The sequence below is a fragment of the Nonomuraea sp. B208 genome, assembly GCF_057536035.1.
Genome location: NZ_BAAJOU010000014.1, coordinates 82,434 through 96,198, shown reverse-complemented (window position 1 = coordinate 96,198; position 13,765 = coordinate 82,434). Strand labels below are relative to the sequence as shown.

General features: G+C 71.5%; 12 protein-coding genes. 3 read left to right on the top strand and 9 right to left on the bottom strand.

All coding sequences use genetic code 11. The features are described 5' to 3' along the window. Nucleotides 1-45 precede the first annotated feature (45 nt). Together AC27IY_RS10965 and AC27IY_RS10960 are read left to right on the top strand one after the other, a co-directional pair. A complete protein-coding gene (locus AC27IY_RS10965) occupies nucleotides 46-615 on the top strand; it encodes a TetR/AcrR family transcriptional regulator (protein ID WP_487177859.1) in 570 nt (189 codons plus the stop codon). A gap of 111 nt (nucleotides 616-726) precedes the next feature. After that, a complete protein-coding gene (locus tag AC27IY_RS10960; protein WP_487177858.1) occupies nucleotides 727-1,449 on the top strand; it encodes a VOC family protein in 723 nt (240 codons plus the stop codon). A gap of 36 nt (nucleotides 1,450-1,485) precedes the next feature. On the opposite strand, the gene AC27IY_RS10955 is transcribed toward AC27IY_RS10960, so the two are convergent. From AC27IY_RS10955 to AC27IY_RS10935, 5 genes are all read right to left on the bottom strand, one after another. After that, entirely contained in the window at nucleotides 1,486-3,309 is a 1,824-nt protein-coding gene (locus AC27IY_RS10955; protein WP_487177857.1) for a glycoside hydrolase family 15 protein, read from the bottom strand. A 63-nt stretch (nucleotides 3,310-3,372) separates the two neighbouring features. Further along, entirely contained in the window at nucleotides 3,373-4,494 is a 1,122-nt protein-coding gene (locus AC27IY_RS10950) for a methyltransferase (protein ID WP_487177856.1), read from the bottom strand. A 238-nt stretch (nucleotides 4,495-4,732) separates the two neighbouring features. Continuing rightward, entirely contained in the window at nucleotides 4,733-5,503 is a 771-nt protein-coding gene (locus tag AC27IY_RS10945; protein ID WP_487177855.1) for a MerR family transcriptional regulator, read from the bottom strand. Next, nucleotides 5,497-6,318, bottom strand: a complete 822-nt coding sequence (locus AC27IY_RS10940; protein ID WP_487177854.1) for an alpha/beta fold hydrolase — start codon at nucleotides 6,316-6,318, stop codon at nucleotides 5,497-5,499. Before AC27IY_RS10940 ends, AC27IY_RS10945 begins: the two co-directional genes overlap by 7 nt. Before the next feature lie 127 nt (nucleotides 6,319-6,445). Continuing rightward, the gene (locus AC27IY_RS10935) at nucleotides 6,446-7,147 is read right to left on the bottom strand and encodes a fasciclin domain-containing protein (RefSeq protein ID WP_423446997.1); all 702 of its coding nucleotides are present in this window, start codon (nucleotides 7,145-7,147) and stop codon (nucleotides 6,446-6,448) included. A gap of 268 nt (nucleotides 7,148-7,415) precedes the next feature. On the opposite strand from AC27IY_RS10935, the gene AC27IY_RS10930 reads away from it, so the two are divergent. Continuing rightward, on the top strand, nucleotides 7,416-8,444 hold the full coding sequence (locus AC27IY_RS10930; protein WP_423471361.1) for a LacI family DNA-binding transcriptional regulator: 1,029 nt from the start codon (nucleotides 7,416-7,418) through the stop codon (nucleotides 8,442-8,444). Nucleotides 8,445-8,484: 40 nt separating this feature from the next. Here the strand turns inward: AC27IY_RS10930 and AC27IY_RS10925 are convergent, their stop codons facing one another. From AC27IY_RS10925 to AC27IY_RS10910, 4 genes are read right to left on the bottom strand one after another with little or no spacing between them, the layout of a single operon-like run. Then, nucleotides 8,485-9,381, bottom strand: coding sequence for a carbohydrate ABC transporter permease (locus tag AC27IY_RS10925; RefSeq protein WP_364457365.1), 897 nt, complete (start codon nucleotides 9,379-9,381; stop codon nucleotides 8,485-8,487). Between the two features lie 5 nt (nucleotides 9,382-9,386). After that, a complete protein-coding gene (locus AC27IY_RS10920) occupies nucleotides 9,387-10,286 on the bottom strand; it encodes a carbohydrate ABC transporter permease (RefSeq protein WP_344219426.1) in 900 nt (299 codons plus the stop codon). Nucleotide 10,287: 1 nt separating this feature from the next. Then, nucleotides 10,288-11,658, bottom strand: a complete 1,371-nt coding sequence (locus AC27IY_RS10915) for an ABC transporter substrate-binding protein (protein ID WP_487177853.1) — start codon at nucleotides 11,656-11,658, stop codon at nucleotides 10,288-10,290. A 12-nt stretch (nucleotides 11,659-11,670) separates the two neighbouring features. After that, nucleotides 11,671-13,557 (bottom strand): glycoside hydrolase family 127 protein, encoded by a 1,887-nt coding sequence (locus tag AC27IY_RS10910; protein WP_487177852.1) that lies wholly within the window; start codon nucleotides 13,555-13,557, stop codon nucleotides 11,671-11,673. Between the last annotated feature and the right edge of the window lie 208 nt (nucleotides 13,558-13,765).

The following is a 13,765-nucleotide window of genomic DNA, read 5'->3' as shown; positions in this document are numbered from 1 at the left end:
GATGCAAGTTAGGGTTGAGTGGCGACCGTGGCGTAACCTGTACGGATGAGCGGAACGACACGGGCGCTGAGGTCCGACGCCGAACGCACGGTCAGGACGATCCTCGCCGCGGCCGAGCGCGTGCTCAGCAGGAACCCGGCGGCGAGCATGGAGCAGATCGCGGAGGCCGCCGGGGTGGCGCGCACCACCGTGCACCGCCGTTTCGCCTCCCGCGACGCGCTGGTGGCCGCGCTGGCCTCCTGGGCCACCCGGCAGTTCGCCGAGGCCGTGGACGCCGCCCATCCCGAGACCACGCCGCCGCTCGTCGCGCTCTACCAGGTCACCGCCAACGTGCTGCGCGTCAAGATCGACTGGGGTTTCGCCATGAACCTGGCGTTCACCACCGACGCGGCGGCCCAGGTCCACGCCGACGTGGCCGAGCGCTGCGAGCGGCTGTTCGCCAGGGCCCGCGAGACCGGGACGTTGCGCGCCGACGTCGATCTGAGCTGGGCGCGGCGGGTCTACTACGCGCTGCTCCACGAGTCGGCGCAGGACCGCGACGGCGACCCCGAGGCGCTGGCGGCGCGGCTGGTGGACACCCTGCTGCGCGGCATGGGCACCGGGCAGGGGCTCTGACCCCGGGCGGAAAAGCATTGGCGCCGCGGATCGGCGGCTGGCTAGCGTGACGTGCGCGGGGCGGAGACGTGTGCCCGCCCGCGCCCGCCGTTCCGCCAGATGGGAGATCTGATGAGTTCGCAGCTCGCCGCGCTCTGCTTCGGCGCGCACGACCCCGTAGGACTCGGCCGGTTCTGGGCCGGTCTGCTGGGCAGGAAGCTCACCGACGGCCGCCACGACGGCGTCGTGCTCCCGCCGGACGACGAGACCGGCTTCGAGATCCGCTGCCTGCCGACGCTGGAGAAGAAGGTCGGCCAGAACCAGGCGCACTTCGACCTGACCAGCGACTCCCCCGAGCACCAGCAGCGGACGGTGGCCCGGGCCCTGGAGCTCGGCGCGCGGCACATCGACGTCGGGCAGCGCCCGGAGGAGGGCCACGTGGTGCTCGCCGACCCCGAGGGCAACGAGTTCTGCGTGATCGAGGCGGGCAACAAGTTCCTCGCCGGATGCGGGTTCATCGGCGCGCTCGCCAGCGACGGCACCCAGGCGGTCGGCTACTTCTGGAGCCAGGCGCTCGGCTGGCCGCTGGTCTGGGACCAGGACGAGGAGACCGCCATCCAGTCGCCGCGCGGCGGCACGAAGATCACGTGGGGCGGCCCGCCGGTCGCCGCGAAGCACGGCAGGAACCGGCTGCACTTCGACCTCGCTCCCCCGGAGGGCGGCGACCAGCAGGCCGAGATCGAGCGGCTGCTCTCCCTCGGCGCGAGCCTCGCCGGCGGCGATCGGCGCGGCGGCGGCCTGGTGGAGATGCTCGACCCCGACGGCAACGAGTTCTGCCTGCTCGCCCCCCAGTGATCAGCCCAGTGATCAGCCCAGTGACAAGCCGGGTGATCAGCCGAGCGCCTGGTCCAGGTTGAAGGCCGCGCTGATGAGCGCCAGGTGGGTGAAGGCCTGCGGGAAGTTGCCGAGCTGCTCGCCGGTCTGCCCGATCTGCTCGGCGTACAGGCCCAGGTGGTTGGCGTAGGTGAGCATCTTCTCGAAGGCCAGGCGGGCCTCGTCGAGGCGGCCGGCCCGCGACAGCGCCTCGACGTACCAGAACGAGCAGATCGAGAACGTGCCCTCGGGGCCCTCCAGCCCGTCCGGGCTCTGCTCGGGGTCGTAGCGGTAGACCAGGGAGTCGGAGACCAGCGCGTCGCCGAGCACGTCCAGCGTGGACAGCCACTTGGGGTCGGTCGGCGAGACGAACTTCGCCAGCGGCATCATCAGCACGGCGGCGTCGAGCACCTCCTCGCCGGCGTGCTGGACGAACCCCTGCAGCCGTTCCGACCAGCCGTGCTCCATGATGTCGCGGTAGATCGCGTCGCGGCTCTCGCGCCAGCGCGGCATGTCGGCGGGCAGGCCCCGCTGGATCGCCATGCGCATGGCGCGCTCGATCGCGACCCAGCACATCAGGCGGGAGTAGGTGAAGTTCTTGCGCCCGCCGCGCGTCTCCCAGACGCCCTCGTCCGGCTGGTCCCAGTGGGCGCAGACCCAGTCGACCAGCGTGCACAGCTCGTCCCAGCGCCGGCTGGAGATGGGCGTGCCCCACTTGTTGTACAGGTAGACCGAGTCGATCAGGGCGCCGTAGATGTCGAGCTGGAGCTGGCCGACCGCGTCGTTGCCGACCCGGACGGGACGCGAGCCGCGGTAGCCCTCCAGGTGCGGCAGCTCCTCCTCGGGCAGCTCGCGGCGGCCGTCGATGCCGTACATGATCTGCAGCGGCCCGGCGGGGCAGCTGCCGTCCATCCGGACGTGCTTGTCCAGGAAGCCCATGAACGCCTCGGCCTCCTCGGTGAAGCCGAGCCGGAGCAGGGCGTAGACGCAGAACGCGGCGTCGCGCACCCACACGTACCGGTAGTCCCAGTTGCGCCGGCCGCCGATCTGCTCGGGCAGGCTCGTGGTCGGCGCGGCGACGATGCCGCCGGTCGGCGCGTACGTGAGCAGCTTGAGCGTGAGCGCCGAACGGTGCACGATCTCCCGCCAGCGGCCCCGGTAGCGGGAGGCCGACAGCCACTTGCGCCAGAACCCGACCGTGGCGGTGAACAGCTCCTCGGCCTGCTCCAGCGGGCAGCCGCGGGGCTCGACGCCGGGAGCGGCCCGGTCGAGCGCGAACACGGCCCGCTCCCCCTCGCGCAGCACGAACCGGGCGGCGGCGTCGCGGCCGTCGTGCTCGACGGGCACGCTGGAGAACAGCGTCAGGCCGAGCGTCGGTGACGTGAACACGGTCAGGCCGCCGTCCTGGGTGACGGTGTGCGGCAGGCGGCCGTAGTCGAAGCGGGGCGCGACCAGGGCGCGGAAGGGCAGCCGACCGCGTACGACGGTGACCCGCCGGATCAGCCGGTGCCGGTCGACCTCGGTGCTGTCCCGTTCCACGGGCATGAAGTCCTGGATCTCCCCCACGCCGTCGTCGGCGAAGAACCGGGTGATCAGGACGTTGGTGTCGGGGAAGTAGAACTGCTTGGTCGTGTACGGCACGTCGGCGGCCAGCTCGAACGAGCCGCCCCGGTCGGCGTCCAGGATCGAGCCGAACACCGACGGGGCGTCGAAACGGGGACAGCAGTACCAGTCGATGGTGCCGTTGGTGCCCACGAGCGCGACCGTACGCAGATCGCCGATCAGCCCGTGCTCGCCGATCGGCAGGTAGCGGGGGTCGCCCCGGCGCCCATCTGCCTGCATGTTTCCAACATAAACCGCGAAAAGCCCCAGGTCTCGCCGGACGCGCCCGGTGACGACCCGCCGTCAGGCGCCGGCGAGACGCCAGAGCGAGGTGACCTCCGCTGCCCGGGCGGCATGGAGGGGATCGGCGGTGTCCCGCACCCGTGGATGCCGCGGCCGGATGCCGGTCCTGCCCACCACGCGCAGGCCCGCCGCCTCGACGGCGGCGAGCAGTTCGCCGCGCGTCCTGAGCCCGAGGCGTTCGGCCAGGTCCGACAGGATGAGCCATCCTTCACCGCCCGGCTCGAGATGCGCGCCGAGCCCGGCCAGGAAGTCGCGGAGCATGCCGCCGCCCGGGTCGTAGACGCCCAGCTCCAGGGCGGAGGTGGGCCGGGCCGGGATCCAGGGCGGGTTGCAGACCACGAGGCCCGCTCGCCCGTCAGGGAAGAGGCCGGGGCCGACGACGTCGATCTGCCCGGTGAGGCGCAGCCGGCGGACGTTGTCGCGTGCGCAGTCCAGGGCACGCGGGCTGATGTCGGTCGCCACGACGCGGCCGATCCCCCGGCGGGCCAGGACGGCGGCGAGCACTCCCGTCCCGGTCCCGAGGTCGAACGCGGTACGGCGAGCCGCCGGCGCGGGGAGCGGCGCGCGGGCCACGAGATCGACGTATTCGCCCCGCACCGGGGAGAACACGCCGTAGTGCGGGTGGATGCGAGCGCCGAGGGCCGGCACCTCCACCCCCTTCGCGCGCCACTCGTGCGCGCCCATCACGCCCAGGAGCTCGGTGAGCGAGACGGCCGTCGGCCCGGACGGCGGACCGTACGCCTCGATGCACGCCTGCCGCACGTCGGGGGCTCGGCGCAGGTTCAGGCGGTAGTCGTCCTCCAGCAGGACGAGAAGCCTGCCGAGCACGCGGGCCCGGTGGCCGCGGGCCCTGCGGTGCAGGTGGAAGGACTCCGCCGGGCTGCCGCCCCGCCGGGGAGGTCTCCTGTCGACGCGGCGGCCCATCGCCGCCAGCAGCTGACGGGCGCCGGGGAAGTCGCCCCACCACAGCAGGGCCGTTCCTTCGCAGGCCAGCCGGTAAGCGGTGTCGGCCTTCATGCGGTCGTCGGCGCGGACGACCCGGCGGGGAGGCGGGGTCGCGCTCTCGGAACGCCAGCGGGCGGAACGGAGGGTGTTCGTCTCGGTCCAGTGGATCGTGGACACGTCGTACTCCTCGTGGTCGAACGTGCGGGGACACGAAGAGCACTTCGACGAGGAGCAGCACGAACGGCCCGTGCTACGGCACGGGCGCGTGGGTCAGGGCAGGTGAGGCTACCGCTCCCGCGTCGAAGCGCGGGAGACGGCGTCGCCGAGAACCATGCCGAGCGTCACGACCAGCCCTTTCGGAGAGGTGAGGTGATCCAAAGGCTCGCACACCCCGCTCTCCGCGGGCAAACCGGTTTCACGGGGGCAGGCGTTCGAGCTTCGACCAGCCGGTCCAGCCGCGTTCCCTGAGCAGCTCGATCAGCCGGCCGGCCGCGGGGAGCGTGTCGAGCGCCCGCGCGTCCATCAGCGTGATCAGCGGCGGGTCCAGGTCGACGTCGCCGAGGTAGTCCTCGCCCTTCTCCTCCGCGAGCCGGGTGAGCCAGGCGGCCAGCTCGTCGGCCCGCTCGGCCGTCCGCGGGTCGTCAGGTGGGTGGTCGAGGGCCCGGCCCAGGGTGAGGTAGAAGCCGGCGAGCCGCGGGTCGGCGAGCTGCTCCCGCTTGCGGGCGATCCACTCCGCGACACGCCCGGGCGCGTGCGCGGCCAGCAGGACCCAGCCGTCGCGCTCGGCCCGTACGAGCCGTTCGCCGACGCCCAGCGCCCGCAGCCGGGCCAGGTATCCCGCCACCTCGGGCGGCAGGGCCAGGCCGTCACCGGCGGTGAGCCCGGCCAGGTGCTCGCGGCGTCGCTGCCGCTGCCGGATCTCGGCCTCCAGCCGCCGGTCGATGTCCGCGACCGCCGCGGCGAACTCCTCCTCGCCGGCCCGCAGCAGCTCCCGCGTCCGCGCCAGCGGCACCCCGGCGCGGGTGAGGGTGCGGATCCTGATCAGCTCGACCACGGCGCCCGCGTCGTACCTGCGGTAGCCGAGGTGGTCCCGCTCCGGCTCCGGCAGCAGCCCCTTGGCGTGGTAGTGCCGGACCGTGCGCACGGACACCCCCGCGTACGACGCCAGCTCCCCGATGGTCAGCACCGTTCCAGCCTCCCACGGATGATCCTGGCGATCTCCGGCGCGTGCGTGTGGACGAGGCCGTGATCGGCGTCGAGCCAGGACACGGCGACCCGCGGCCGGTCGCGGGTCAGCCGCTCGACGCCGGAGCGCCAGTTCCGGTTGAGCCGCGGCATCGGCTCCTCGTCGCCGTGGCCGGCCATCGCGGTGGACATGATCATGCTGATCGGGCAGCCGATCCTGCGGTAGCGGCCGAGGACGGCAGAGCGGACCGCGTCGATCTCGGCGTTCAGCGCCTCGATCTCGGGGGCGGTGAGCAGCACCTGGCGCGCGGTGCCCCGCAGGGCCTCCTGCCGCGCCGCCTGGTCCTCCCACATCACGCGCAGCCGTGGCAGGAGGTCATCGGTGAGGAACGGCTCCGGCACCGGGTTCGCCCCGTCGATGAGCACCAGCCCGGCGACAGGGTGGTCGGCGGCGTGATCGGCGGCGCGGTCTGCGGCGTGGTGGACGGCGAGGTCGGCGCCCATCGAGTAGCCCACGAGCACGGGCGCCACGCCCGGCTCGTGGCGCGCCAGGTCCGCCAGCACGGCGGCGAGGTCGGCGCCGAACGCCGCGAAGGAGTACCGGGACGCGGGCGAGGCGAGGCCGTGGCCCCGCAGGTCGAAGGTGACCACGTCGTGGTCGCGCCGCAGCAGCGCGGCCAGCTCGCCCAGGTCCGCCTGGGTGGAGCTCAGCCCGGGGCACAGGACCAGCAGTCGTCCCGTGCCGCCGCGCGACACCGGGATGGTGACGCCGTCGTGGTGGATCGTGTGCTGCCGGAGCGTGGGGGTCGTCGTCATGCGCCCATGGTGGGAGGTTGACCCCGCGTCAGGGCCAAATCCGGCGCGTCCCCGCCACGCAGGAAGGCACGGTCACCGCTCAGCGCGGTGGCCGTGCCCTTTCCGTCCGTCCAGGCGGGCGGGTGCCTCACTTGGGCATGAGGACCTTGTCGATGACGTAGAGCGTGGCGTTGCTGGTCGGGATGCCACCGCAGACGATCTTGGCGTCGTTGATGGTCATGTCCTCGCCGGAGCCCTTCACGGACAGCTCGCCGCCCTGGAGCGTCTTGAGCATGTCGCCGTCCTTCAGGTCGGTCGGGCTCACCTTCCCCTCGACCACGTGGTAGGAGAGGATCTTGGTGGCGGCGGCCTTGTCGGACATCGCGTCCTGCACGTCCGTCGGGGCCGCGTTGAAGGCCGCGTCGTTGGGCGCGAAGATCGTGATGTCCTTCGCGGAGTTCAGCTTCTCCTCCAGTCCGGCCTGCTTGACCGCCTGCGAGAGCTTCGACAGGTCCGGGATCTTCGTCAGGGCGGTGCCGGCCGGCTGATCGGCGACGCCCGAGAGGCTGTCCTTCATCGCCGCGCAACCCGGCCCCATCGGGCTGGTGGTCGCGCCCGGCGTCATCTCCCCTGTCGCCGTCGCCTCCGGACCGCCGGGAGCGCCGGGCTCACCGGTCTCGCCGGGTGTGGTCTCTTCCGGCATGCCGCCGTCCGGCGAGGTCTCCTCCGGCATGCTGGTCATCTCCGGTGCCGGTGAGCCCTCGGGCTCAGGAGTGCGGGCGGAGGCCGCGCTGGTCCCGGCGGTGGCCGCGGTCAGCGCGAGCGCCGCCGCGAGAAGCACTCGTTTCACAGTGTCCCCCGAATCTCTCGTGCCGGCGGGGTTGGCCCGCGGCGCGATCGAAGCAGATCTCACGTACGTTCCGAGCGCTTCCAGTCTCTCTGGCAGAAGGAGAAGAAGAAGTACTATCCCCACCAAAGCGGGACAAAAGGTGGATTTCACGCGTCAACCGGCCGAACGCCTTTACAATGTAGATCATAGAGAAGTGGGAATACCTTTGCGCACGGTCGGAGTAGAGTGTCATACAGCACCCCGCCCCGCGTACGCAAAGGATCCAGGATTGGCCAGCCCTCCAGAGCAGGTGGCGCGCCCGGCGACCATCAGGGACGTCGCCGCCGCGGCCGCCGTGTCGATCGGCACCGCCTCCAAGGCGCTGAACGGCCGGGGCAGGATGCGGGACGAGACCCGCGACCGCGTGCTCGCCGCCGCCGAGCGGCTCGGCTTCCGGCCCAACCCGCTCGCGCAGGGGTTGCTGGCCGGCCGCACGTACACCGTCGGCCTGGTCACCGGCGACAGCTACGGCCGCTTCAGCATCCCCGTGATGCTCGGCGCGGAGGACGCGCTGGGCGCCGGGCAGATCTCCGTCTTCCTCTGCGACACCCGCGACGACCCGATCAGGGAGCGGCACTACCTGGAGCGGCTGCTGGCCCGCCGGGTCGAGGGGATCATCGTGACCGGCCGCCGCACCGAGCCGCGCCCCAGCATCGGCCACGACCTGCCGGTCCCGGTGGTGTACGCGATGACGCAGTCCACCGACGAGTCCGACTACTCGATCATCCCCGACGACCGGGGCGGCGGCGTCCTCGCCACCCGCCACCTGCTGGCGACTGGCCGCACGCGCGTCGGGCACGTCACCGGCCCCGAGGGGTTCCAGGCGGCCCGCGAGCGCGCCGCGGGCCTCACGGCGACGCTGGCGGAGGCGGGCCTGGAGCCGGCCGGGGAGATCCTGTTCGGCGAGTGGAGCGAGGAATGGGGGCGGCAGGCCGCCGACATCCTGCTGCACGCCGCCCCCGACGTGGACGCGGTCTTCTGCGGCAGCGACCAGATCGCCCGCGGGGTGGCCGAGACGCTGCGCGAGCGGGGGCGGCGGGTGCCGGACGACGTGGCGCTGGCCGGCTTCGACAACTGGGAGCCGATGGCGCTCGGCTGCCGGCCGCCGCTCACCACGGTCGACATGAACCTCGGGGAGATCGGCCGGCTGGCCGCCCGCTACCTGCTCGACGCGATCGCAGGGAAGCCGGTCCCGTCCGGCGTCCACACCGTCCCGGCCGCGCTCGTGCCGCGCGCCTCGACCCGGCGCAGCATCTGACGGCGGCCCGCTGGGAAATCTGTTTCCCAGCGGGCCGCCCTCAGTTCTTGATGCCGGTGAGGGTGACGCCCTCGATGAAGTAGCGCTGCAGGAAGAAGAACAGCGCGATGATCGGGGCGATGACGGCGGCCGAGGCGGCCATCAGGTAGCCCCACTGCGTGATGTAGATGCTCTGGAACGACGCCAGCCCCAGCGAGAGCGTGTACTTCTGCTCGTCGTTGAGGTAGAGCAGCGGGCCGAGGAAGTCGTTCCAGGTGCCGATGAAGGTGAAGATGGTGACGACGACGATCGCCGGCTTCGACAGCGGCATGACGACCGTCCAGAACACCCGCCAGGGCGAGGCGCCGTCCATGTAGGCGGCCTCGTCCAGCTCGAACGGGATCGTCAGGAAGAACTGCCGCAGCAGGAACACGTTGAACACCCCGCCGCCCGCCCCGGCGAACCAGCTCGGCACGGTGAGCGGGACGAAGCTGTCGAGCGCCCCGAGCTCCTGCCACATCACGAACGTCGGGATGAGCGTGACCGCGTACGGCAGCATGACGGCGCTCAGCAGCAGCGCGAAGACCACGTTCCGGCCGCGCCAGCGCAGCCGGGAGAAGCTGAACGCGGCCACCGAGCAGGTGATCACCGTCCCCAGCACGCTGATCACCGCGACGATCACGGTGTTGACGAAGTACAGCCCGAACGGCTGCGCGGTCAGCGCCTCCCCGAAGTTCGACCACTGGAACGGCCGCGGGATCCACTCCGGCGGCGCGGTGAACATCTGCGCGTCCTCCATGAGCGCGCTGCGCACCAGCCAGACGAACGGCAGCAGCGTCGGCACCGCCCCGGCGACCAGCGCGAGGTAGAGCAGCGCCTTGCCGTACGGGCGCCGCCGGCGCAGCCCGCCGGTGGGCGCCACCCGTCCGGTGCGGCGCTCGCGGGGCGGCGCGGCCACGGCGGTCACCTCGCGCCCGCCATCTCATAGTGGACCCAGCGGCGGGCGTTCCTGAACAGCAGGAACGTGATCACCACGATGATCATGAAGAGCACCCACGCGAGCGCGCTGGCATAGCCCATCTCGCTCTCTCTGAACGCCTTGCGGAACAGGTAGTAGACATAGAAGAGGGTGGCGTTGTTCGGGCCGCCCTCGGTCATCACGTACGCCTGGTTGAACACCTGGAAGGTGCCGACCACGCCGACGACCAGGTTGTAGAAGATGGTCGGCGTCATCATCGGCAGCGTCACGTGCCAGAAGCGCCGCCAGGCGCCGCCGCCGTCGATGGAGACCGCCTCGTACAGGTGGCGCGGCACCCCCTGGAGCCCGGCCAGGAAGATCACCATCGTGTTGCCGAAGCCCCAGGTGCTCATCACGATCAGCGACGGGATCGCCGTCGACTCGTCGTAGATCCACTGCCCGGCCGGCAGCCCGGCCTGGCGCAGCAGCGAGTTGAGCAGCCCGAAGTCGGGGTTGAAGATCCAGATCCAGAGCACCACGTTGGCGATCGAGGGCACCAGCGTCGGCAGGTAGAAGATCGTGCGCCACAGCGCGAGGCCGCGTACGCGCTGGTTGAGCAGCATCGCCACCGCGAAGGACACGATGAGCACCAGCGGCACCGCGCCGAGCGTGTAGTACGTGGTCGCGCCCAGCGACGTCCAGAACAGCTCGTCGCCCGCCATCTTCGTGTAGTTGTCCAGCCCGACGAACGACGGGGTGCCGCCCACCTGCCAGTCGGTGAGGCTGAAGACCAGCGAGGCCACCATCGGCCCCGCCGTGAAGATCAGGAACCCGAGAATGGCGGGCAGCGCCAGGAGCCAGCCCCAGCGCCGCTCCAGGCGACGCTGACCCGACAGGCCGGCCATGTCAGACCTCCTGGACGTGCTGCCAGCCCTGCAGCATGCCGGTGATCTTCGGGGTGACGGCCTTCAGGATCTCGGCGGCGGGCCGCTTGCCCGACTCGATCTCCTGCAGCGCCGGGGTGAGGACGTCGCTGGAGATCGCCGACAGGTTCTTGACGCGGTTGCGCAGGTCGGGCACGCCGTGGTCGCGGGCGTAGTCGACCACGGCGGTGCGGAACTCCGGCGGGTGGCCGTCGTTCTTCGTCCAGGAGTCGATGGCGGCCTGGTCCTCGTAGTACGTGCGCTCCTGCGGCATCCACAGCCCCTGCCGGTACAGGTCCACGTAGCGCGGGTCGATGTGGAAGGCGAACAGCTCGACCGCCTCCTCGACGTGCTTGCCGCCGGCGAACACCGACGAGGCGCCCGCCACCTGGGAGGTGGTGAACGGCTCCTTGTACGTCGGCAGCACGCCGATGCCGTAGTCGACCTTGCTCTCGTTCATGTCGAGCAGCGCCCAGTGGCCGTCCACGACCATCGCCACCCGCTTGGTCTTGAGCAGGATGTTGGTGCCGGGCACGTCGTCGCCGGTCGCGGCGAGCTGGCCGGGGCCGGGCGCGACGCGGTGCTTGTGGATGAGGTCCTGCAGGTTCTGGAACACCTGGACGGCCTCGGGGGTGTCCAGCAGGCAGCGCTTGCCGGCCTCGTCGGCGAAGTCGGCGCCGTTGCTGCGCAGGAAGCCGTACCAGGCGGCGGCGTAGGTGATGCTGACGGAGACGCCGAACTGGCGGACCTGCTTGGGGTCGAAGCCGGACTCGTCGGGGTGCTTGCCGTTCTGGTCGACGGTGAGCTTGTAGGCGTTCTCGACGAACTGGTCCCAGGTCCAGGCGGAGGAGGCGACGGCGGGCGGCGCGGTGATGCCGGCCTCGGCGATCGCGGCCTTGCTGTACCACAGCAGCTCGATCTCGTTGGCGGTGGCGACGCCGTGCAGCTTGTCGGGGCCGTACCAGAGGTAGGCGTCCGGCAGGTAGCCGGCGAGCTGGGGGTACTTCTTCAGGTACGGGAACAGGTTGACGAGCTTGCCCTGCTCGGCCAGGCGGAACGACATCGACATCGGCACGTACCCGAGGTCGGGCACGTTGCCGCCGGCGATGAGGCTGTTGAGCTTGACGTCGTACTCGTCGGGCGTGAACAGCGGCTTGACCTCGACGCCGGGGTTCTTCTCGGCGAAGGAGCGGAGCATCTTCTCCACGGCCGTCTTCTCGAACGTCGAGCCCCAGTACATGAACTGCAGCCGCTTGTCCCCCGCCCCGGCCGTCCCGCCCCCCGATCCGCAGGCCGCGGCGGCGGCGCCGAGGGCGGCCAGGCCGCCCATCCTGAACAGGTCTCTTCTCTTCATGGGCGTGTTTCCTTACAGGTGGGGGGTCCAGACCCGCATGACGCCGCCGTCCCGGTTGTCCCACTGGTAGTAGGGAACGGCGGTCGCGGTGACAGGGGCGGGCGCTTGCCGGTCGGCGGCAGCGGTCGAGGGGAAATAGGGCAGCCCGTCCGCCGGGGCGGGCGGCAGCCGGACGGCGTCCGCCTCGATCACCACGGTCGGGCCGAGGCCGGGCACGTCGCGCTCGACGGCGCGGAGGCGCGGCTCGGCGGCGAGCGCCAGGTCCTCGAGGTCGGCCTCCTGGTCGATCTGCTCGAAGCAGTAGACCAGCGGGCCGCGCTCGACGGCGGCGCAGCCGCGCAGCGCGTCGATCCTGCGGTGCGGCACGACCAGCCGGGGCGTCAGGTCCAGGTCGAGGTCGAACACGTCGCCGGGCTTCCAGTCGCGCCGGACGCGGGCATAGCCGTCGGCGTCGGGGACGAGCCCGCCCTCGCTCCAGGAGGGGATGCGGAGTTTGAGGGTCCACGGGCCGCCGGGGGTCTCCCTGACGGTGAACCGGACCCGGCCGTCCCACGGGTAGCGGGTCTCGACGTCCAGCGTGACTGCCCCGGCGCGGATCTCGCCGGGCACGTACTGGTGGACCGACAGGCCCTCGTCGTCGGTGGTGGCGACGTAGTGGCCGAGCGAGGCGACCAGGCGCATGATGTTCGGCGGGCAGCAGGCGCAGGCGAACCACTCCCTGCGCCGCCCCAGGTAGCGGTCCTCGAACAGGTCGGCGCGGCGCTGCAGCGGGTTGACGTAGAAGAAGCGGACGCCGTCGGCCGAGGTGGAGGCGGCGAAGGCGTTGTAGAGGGTGCGCTCGATGAGGTCGGCGTAGCGGCCCTGGCCGGTGGCCAGCAGCAGCCGCCAGTTCCAGTGGACGCTCGCGATGGCGGCGCAGCTCTCGCTGTAGGCGCGGTCGGAAGGCAGCTCCCAGCGCTCGCCGAACGCCTCGCCGTCGTGGCGGGAGCCGAGGCCGCCGGTGAGGTAGGTCTTGGTGGCGACCATGTCCTCCCAGCGCCGCACCGAGCACTCCAGCAGCGACTCGTCGCCCGTCTCCAGGTAGAGGTCGACGACGGCGGCCTCCAGGTAGAGCTGGCGCACCGCGTGGCCGGCGGCGGTGTCGGCCTCGCGGACCGGCAGGTGGTCCTGCGAGTAGAGCGGGCCCATGCCGCTGTCGGCGATCAGTCCCTTGCCCCGGTTGTCGACGAGCTTGCGGGCCAGCTCCAGGTACGCGCGCTCGCCCGTGTGCCGGTAGAGCTCGACCAGGGCCGTCTCGACCTCGGCGTGCCCGTCGATGCCGTCGTCGCCGCCGGTCAGGAACCGCTCCACCAGCAGGTCGGCGAAGCGGCGGGCGACCGCGAGCAGGTCGTCGCCGCACCCGGCGCGGGAGGCGGCGACCGCCGCCTGGAACAGGTGGCCGGCGCAGTACATCTCGTGGCTGTACTCCAGCTCGGCGAAGATCTTGCCGGGCTTGACCACCTGGTAGTGCGAGTTGAGATAGCCGTCGGGGCGCTGCGCGCGGGCCAGCAGCGCGGCCGAGCCGGCGACGAACTCCGGGTAGGCGGCGTCGGGAGCGCGCAGGTGCTCCCAGGCGATCGCTTCGAGCTGTTTGTACAGGTCGGAGTCCTGGAAACGGTAACCGCGGAAGTCGCCCTCGCCCTCCCCCGCCGCCAGGCGCAGGTTGGGCAGCGCGCCGGACGCCTCCATCTGCTCCAGGCCGAGCGGGATGCTGGCCGATCGGTTGATCTCCTGCCAGCGGGCGAACGGGCCACCGGTGATCGTGACGTCGTGCACGCCCAACGGCCGCAGGACTCCGGTGCTGGGGGCGAGCGGCCCGCGGGCAGGGTCGGGGCGGACAGGGTCGGGGAAGCCGGACATCGAGCTCCTCGTCGAACTGAGAATAGGTTTTCTCGCAGGCAATGTAAGGTGTGATACAGCACTCGTCAATAGAGGCACCGGTGCAGACCGCCGACTTCAGGGGCAGTGAGGCGCCAAGAGAAAACGGTTGCGCTGCACGTTGGGCCCCGTTCCACCGAAAACCTTTGTGCTGGAGTTGCAGTCGGCTCTTGACAGTGGGGTTGACGGT